Source organism: Pseudarthrobacter sp. RHLT1-30-1, from assembly GCF_059383415.1.
The window spans coordinates 131,916-137,915 of the sequence record NZ_JBWZCG010000009.1 but is presented as its reverse complement, the minus strand read 5'-3'; the positions used below and the strand labels follow the sequence as shown (position 1 = coordinate 137,915).

The window sequence follows — 6,000 nt, the reverse complement described above, 5'->3', positions numbered from 1 at the left end:
ACGAATCGGATCCCGCCCGTCGCCCACGCATCCACGTGGGGTGATGACTTCCGCGAACTCGTTCCAACGCACTCCTACCCTGTGTGAGATACCCGAGGAGACCTTCTGGAATGGGGGACGAGTTCCGGTGGGAGACTATCGAACGCGGGGCGCGAACGACGTTGGCCGGCTTCGGTCCACTCGAGCGCAGCTGTCAGGTGCTCGGCGCCGGGAAGTCGCTGCCGGACGTCATCGGACGGCGCATCCTTCGAGTAGGAGGGGACGGCCATGGGCGAGGTCGAACGACCGAGGCTGTAGCGGACGGTGTGGTCGTTCTTGTTGCCGCAAATCAGGGTCCCCCACGGTACCGGCGTGGGCGTCGCTGTGAGGCCTTTCGTCGACGAGCGCGATCTAGATGTTGAGCCTGCCGGCGTTCGGGCTGGAACTTGCCGGTCTTGCTCTCGGTGACGAAGGAGCCCGGCAACCGCACAAGGAGGTCTGGAGGGACACTCCCCCGTTACACCTGCCGAGACTTCTGATAGCGGATATCAACTGAAGCTGACGCTCACAAACAGCTGGTTGTTAGGGCTGACCTTCCATTGGAGGTGAGTCCGTACCCAGCGCCCTCTCACAGCCAACCGTTCCCCGGCAAGGGCCTGGCTGGCCCAACTCCGCGGGGCGAGGGTTCAGTTCATTGTCTGACGGCGGTGGCGCGGTCCATCCTCAGTGCAGGTGAGCAGGGATGAACCTGGACTGAGAAGCGTCTGTCGATCCGGGCCGGCGGCTCTTATTGGCGCGTCCAGTGCTTTGAGTCCGAGGCTCTGGTCAACACCCCTCCTTTCCACGGTGTGGGACCTCATCACCTGGCCACCGCGCTAACCTCAACGCCCGTCATCTCAGAGAGCATGCCCATCGGAGTTCCACCACTGATCCGGTCCAGAGCGTGCATGGCGTCACTGGCGGCGTCCTTCCCAACTGAGTGCCTCCATCCAGCGACCAGCATCGCCCCCGGCCAGCGCGGTGCTGTAGTACCAGTAGCTCATGAAGTTCTTCGTTCCGGTATCGATGGCCTGCTGGTGGTCCGGTGTTCTCAGGCCAGGGGACGTGGCGGGAAGTGGAGTGTTTCAAGATAGTTTTCGTCGTACTTGTCTTCCCGGGGTTCATCATTCGGGAAACCACCGGGATGTGTGCCCTGGTTCAGGCCAGCCAGAAAGACATGCTCAAGCCCCGGCTCGGTGTTCATGGTCGCTGTCTGGACGCTTCCGGTGGCCAGACCCGGGATTTTCGCGTTGGCCATTTCATCGATACCGGCCACGCCGGCTGCGACCAAGAGAAACGCCGCGACGGCTGCCAGCCCGGGAACTATTTTTCTTCTCCATGCGCTCATACCCTGATCATGGGCTCCCCACATGGGAACAGGGCACCGATTGCCTATGGGGAAGCTGTGAAAGCCAGTCCGCCCCAATGCTCATCCAGTGCCAGACACCGGCTGTGAGATCCACCGACCTCTGCGTTGTGGCCTGCGCACGGTGCAGTGCGCGGATATTGGGAGGATAACGGCGTGTCAGGTTTCCCGGCTGCGGTCCAGGTCAAGGCCTTGCGGTCGCCAGCCTTCTTAGCTCGTGCAGGATTTCCAGTTGTTGGTTGTTGATGTCCATCAAAAGCTCGATCTCTTCTTTTGCTTTCACGTTGGTGTCGTAGTCGTGCTGCGCCATCGCCGCGGCGATCGCATCCTGGCGCTTGGCGGCAATAAGCAGGATGGCGCCTTGAAGTCCGGCCAGCATCGAGAGCAAGAGGTTTAAAAGAATATAGGGATACGGGTCCCAGGCGTTGTTCGCCAGCGCCCAGGTGTTGATGGCGGCCCAAATCAGCATGAACCCGATGAAGCTTCCGACGAAGGGCCAGCTTCCCATGCCGTTGCGCATGACGTCGGCGGCCCGCTGGCCTCGTGTCAGGGATGCTTTGTGCTTGTCGTGCCAGGTCTGTACTCGATGATTCATGCCTTAGAGTAGTCCCGGCGGTTCAGGAATCTACGAGGGACTGAGACAGGCACTCTCAGGAACCGGTCGCCCGCGGTGTCAGCGACCGCCCAGTCGGCCAGCCCGACAAGGAGCTGACGGGCCTTACTACCGGGCGAAGCCAGCAGGGATGCCAGGAAGCGGATCCGGCTGCTGGAGCAGGCGAACGAACTCCTGTGCACTAGCGGAGCCACATGGGAGCCGAAGAGCTCGATGTGGTCATCATTTGACACTTGCCTGTGAGAATTTGAGGGCAACGTTCGGGCCCGGCGTAACGTCCGGTTTGACGGCCGCCCCGGGATTGGCCAAGGTGTATCGGTGCCCGCGAAATCTGAACAACCCATCCCCGCCCGGCCGATGCCGGGCAAAGCTGGCATCGGCCATCAGATAGCGGCCTTGCTGGGCTTTCTGGCCCTGTCCCACGCGGTGTCATTTCTGGGCTCGCTGGCCATCATCGCGAACGCTAACGGCTGGTACGCGACCGCCAGCAAGGCGCCTTGGACACCGCCGGGCTGGGTCTTCGGGATGACCTGGACGGTGCTGTACACAGCCATGGCCGTTGCCGCCTGGCTCGTATGGCGCCAGTGGTCTGTCCGACGCGGGGGCGCGATGTTGGCCTACGGCGTCCAGTTGGCCCTGAATCTGTCGTGGGCACCAACGTTCTTCGGCATGTATCCCATGCTCGGAACCGCCGCCCTTTGGCTGGCACTCCTTATCATCACGGCCCTGGCCCTGGGAGTAGGCGTCACAGTTCTCCGCTTCGGCCCCATCAGCCGGACCGCCGGGGTACTGATGCTCCCTTACATTTCATGGATTGTATTCTCCGCCAGCCTGAACCTGTATGCGGCAACCACCAACTGACGCGCCGACCCTGCACCGGGGACACTGCAACCCCCACGATCCTCGTTTGAGCCGATGCCCCGGGCCGAGAATCCGTCGGGGTGGTGCTCGCATCCGAGCCCAAAAACGCCTGTTAAGCGAGTCCTACTCCATAGCCATCAGGGCCTTCAGCGAATGGCGGAGACCCGGCATCAAGCGGTCGCCTGGATCCCCCTTGAGATCCCAAGCCACGCCGCAGTACAGTGAGTTGCGGGCCCTCCGCTTCCCCCCAATTAGCGGAGGGACCGCCCGGCGAAAACCCCCGTGCCGGGGGTTTCCTGGTCTTACCGGCCATGAAAGTGCCCCCCCCCCCCCGTTACATTTATTGGGTTCCCTATCGCCGGGGACATGGTCGCTGGACCCGGTATGACTTTCCTGCCCTGTTACTGATGATCCGGGGGGTGTTGTCGCCGGGTTCGGAGGCACTTGTTGACCGCTGATAGGGTCAAGGCCGGACGAACGGGTCCAGGTCTCCGATCTGTGAGCTAGGCCCCGTCGCCCTGCTGGACGACGTCGCGGCCTTGGCCCGCATAGAGGCCGCCTCGGTGGACGACGTCTCTACCGGAGCCGCCAAAGGCGGGGCCAAGGCCGCCGGCGTGGTAATCGACGACGCCTCCGTCACCCCGCAGTACGTGTCCGGGGAGGACCCGTCTCGCGAACTGCCGATGATCAAGCGGATCTTCTTGGGCGCGCTCCGAAAAGGTCCACGAGCCGTCGTCAGGCCCGCCCGTCGGCCCTTTCGGCTTCCCTCTGGACCAAGTCTAAGTTCACAGTGCACTCTGGGTGCAGTATGATGCACTTATGGATGAGAATACATCTGCCCTCGCGGTAGCAATAGGCGGCAGGGTGCGGCAGGAGCGGCAGTCCCGGGGATGGACGCTTGACCAGTTGGCCGAGGCTGCCGGAGTGAGCCGCCGAATGGTGGTCAACGTCGAACAGGGCGCTGCGAACCCCAGTGTGGGGACGCTTTTGAGGATCAGCGACGCGCTCGGGGTAGGACTGCCGGCGTTGGTCGAGTCGCCCCAGCGCAAGCCTCTGAAGGTCACCAGGCGCGGTGAGGGTGCGGCCTTGTGGAGCGGGGAATCCGGTGGCCGGGGGCTGTTGGTGGCCGGTACGGAACCGCCGGATGTGGTGGAACTCTGGGACTGGACCCTGGGTTCCGGCGACCGTCACGCGAGCGAGGCTCACACATCGGGCACCAAGGAGCTCTTGCAGGTGCAGCAGGGCACGGTCACCGTTGTGATCGCAGACCAATCTGTCATCCTCGATGTCGGCGATGCGATCACCTTCCCAGGCGATGTGGCACATTCCTACGCCAATCCGGGCACGGAACCGGCAAGATTCTCCCTCGCGGTCTTCGAGCCGGGCGTCGGATCAGGACACCGGCCGGAGGCGACCGATGGGTGAACTGGGCACACTTCAGGAATTCCTCGGCGGCGGCAAAGTCGCCGCCGAAGTGTTCTCGCTGCGGCCGGACTACCGCGCCGTCCTGCTGGCAATCGACGGGCTTGTCCCGGGGCCAAGCGATCAGGCCAGTGACACGCTGCTCGAAGCAGCGGAGGCCTCAGCCCGCGAAGCACTGAGCGCCCGGCCTGTGGAGGATCTGCCGCACGTGGCTGCGTGGCGCGAGGCTTACAAGTCGTTCGGCGCCAAGCCGCAGCGCACCCGCAACAGCCTCGAGGCCCTGCTGCGCCGCGCGGCGTCCGGTCTGCCGCGGGTGAACCGGCTCACCGATATCTATAACGCCGTCTCGGTGCTGCATCAGGTACCGCTGGGTGGCGAAAACCTTACCTGCTACATCGGGGCGCCCCGGCTTCTCCGGGCCGCCGGCACGGAGGCGTTTGACACCGTCGCGGGGGGCATTGAGGTGATTGAGCACCCGGATCCGGGCGAGGTGGTGTGGTGCGATGACGCGGGCGTGACCTGCCGGCGCTGGAACTGGCGCCAAGGCCGGAGAACCCAACTCCGCGAAGACACCTCAACGGCTCTTTTCATCCTCGACGCCCTCCACCCAATGACCGATGAGGCGCTCGACGCCGCCGCCGACGACCTGGCCGGCCGGCTGGCGCGGCTCGGGCCGGACGTCAGGATCGCCCGCCGTCGGATAGCCTCGGCCCCTACACCCCATGAAGGGAACTGACATGCGCATGAGAAGCGCTTTGAACGTCGCGGTCCCGCCGTGGGGACTGGCCGTGACGGCGATGCTCTCAATTCAGCTGGGTTCTGCTCTGTCGGTGGATCTGATCGGGGAGGTCGGCCCGGCCGGAACAGCGTGGCTCCGGCTCAGTATGGGAGCCATCGTTCTTCTGGCGATCGCCCGCCCGCCGCTGCGTTCCGTCCGCCGAAGCGACGTGCTGCCATTGGTCGGACTCGGGATCACGACTGGCATAATGTCGATCGCGTTCCTCGCCGCGATCGAACGCATACCGCTCGGCACCACCGTGGCCATTGAGTTCCTGGGACCCCTGACGGTCGCCGCAGTGCGCAGCCACAACAGGAAGGCGCTCATCTGGCCGGCCGTGGCGTTGCTCGGCGTCGTCCTACTGACGCAACCCTGGCAGGGCGACTTCAACCCGATTGGAGTGGCGTGGGCGGCGCTGGCGGGCGGCGCCTGGGGCGTCTACATCCTGCTAACCCAGCGGATCGGGGATCACTTCACCGGAATCGGGGCGCTCTCTATGACTGTGCCTATCGCTGCGGCGACGGCAGCCGTCGTCGGCATCCCGCAAGCTGCCGGCCACCTCACTTTCGGGATCCTGGCCGTAGCGGCCGGGCTGGCCATTCTGTTGCCCGTGCTGCCCTTCGCGTTGGAAATGCTCGCCCTGCGCAGGATGACGCCCACCGCGTTCGGCACCCTGATGGCCCTCGAGCCAGCCCTGGGCATCCTGCTCGGACTGCTCATCCTTTATCAGCGGCCCTCGGCCATTCAGGTCCTGGGCATCCTGCTCGTCGTCCTCGCCGGCGCCGCTGCGCAGCGGGGCGGACGACGGCGCCCGGCGCGCCTGGAGCAGAACCCCAGTCCCGCCGATCTGGACTTTGCGGGCTGACCGCCCACAGCGCAATTGCCTCCTCAACGGCGTGCAGGTTCCGGCACCCGCGGATGCCCGCTCATGGGGCCATAGCA

6 protein-coding genes and 1 pseudogene are annotated in these 6,000 nt (G+C 64.6%); 5 read left to right on the top strand and 2 right to left on the bottom strand.

Features of this window, described 5'->3' with window-relative positions:
• Window positions 1-1,069: 1,069 nt before the first annotated feature.
• A complete protein-coding gene (locus AC50YM_RS09070) occupies window positions 1,070-1,366 on the bottom strand; it encodes a hypothetical protein (RefSeq protein ID WP_494956615.1) in 297 nt (98 codons plus the stop codon).
• 202 nt (window positions 1,367-1,568) lie between these two features.
• The gene (locus tag AC50YM_RS09065; RefSeq protein WP_494956614.1) at window positions 1,569-1,979 is read right to left on the bottom strand and encodes a DUF1003 domain-containing protein; all 411 of its coding nucleotides are present in this window, start codon (window positions 1,977-1,979) and stop codon (window positions 1,569-1,571) included.
• Window positions 1,980-2,354: 375 nt separating this feature from the next.
• On the opposite strand from AC50YM_RS09065, the gene AC50YM_RS09060 reads away from it, so the two are divergent.
• The 5 genes and pseudogenes from AC50YM_RS09060 (at window position 2,355) to AC50YM_RS09040 (ending at window position 5,923) form a co-directional block, all read left to right on the top strand.
• Window positions 2,355-2,858, top strand: coding sequence for a TspO/MBR family protein (locus AC50YM_RS09060; protein WP_494956621.1), 504 nt, complete (start codon window positions 2,355-2,357; stop codon window positions 2,856-2,858).
• A gap of 494 nt (window positions 2,859-3,352) precedes the next feature.
• Window positions 3,353-3,574, top strand: a pseudogene (locus AC50YM_RS09055) (DUF808 family protein); the annotation flags it as partial.
• Window positions 3,575-3,677: 103 nt separating this feature from the next.
• Window positions 3,678-4,283: a helix-turn-helix domain-containing protein gene (locus tag AC50YM_RS09050; RefSeq protein ID WP_494956613.1), complete on the top strand. Its 606-nt coding sequence runs from the start codon at window positions 3,678-3,680 to the stop codon at window positions 4,281-4,283.
• Window positions 4,276-5,016, top strand: a complete 741-nt coding sequence (locus tag AC50YM_RS09045; RefSeq protein WP_494956612.1) for a B3/B4 domain-containing protein — start codon at window positions 4,276-4,278, stop codon at window positions 5,014-5,016. The genes AC50YM_RS09050 and AC50YM_RS09045 overlap by 8 nt, the downstream gene beginning before the upstream one ends.
• A gap of 1 nt (window position 5,017) precedes the next feature.
• Window positions 5,018-5,923 (top strand): EamA family transporter, encoded by a 906-nt coding sequence (locus tag AC50YM_RS09040; protein ID WP_494956611.1) that lies wholly within the window; start codon window positions 5,018-5,020, stop codon window positions 5,921-5,923.
• The last annotated feature ends 77 nt before the right edge of the window (window positions 5,924-6,000 follow it).

Coding starts and splice junctions, on each gene's coding strand:
- AC50YM_RS09070 (WP_494956615.1), bottom strand. CDS start 1,366: ATGAGCGCATGGAGAAGAAAAATAGTTCCCGGGCTGGCAGCCGTCGCG.
- AC50YM_RS09065 (WP_494956614.1), bottom strand. CDS start 1,979: ATGAATCATCGAGTACAGACCTGGCACGACAAGCACAAAGCATCCCTG.
- AC50YM_RS09060 (WP_494956621.1), top strand. CDS start 2,355: ATGCCGGGCAAAGCTGGCATCGGCCATCAGATAGCGGCCTTGCTGGGC.
- AC50YM_RS09050 (WP_494956613.1), top strand. CDS start 3,678: ATGGATGAGAATACATCTGCCCTCGCGGTAGCAATAGGCGGCAGGGTG.
- AC50YM_RS09045 (WP_494956612.1), top strand. CDS start 4,276: ATGGGTGAACTGGGCACACTTCAGGAATTCCTCGGCGGCGGCAAAGTC.
- AC50YM_RS09040 (WP_494956611.1), top strand. CDS start 5,018: ATGCGCATGAGAAGCGCTTTGAACGTCGCGGTCCCGCCGTGGGGACTG.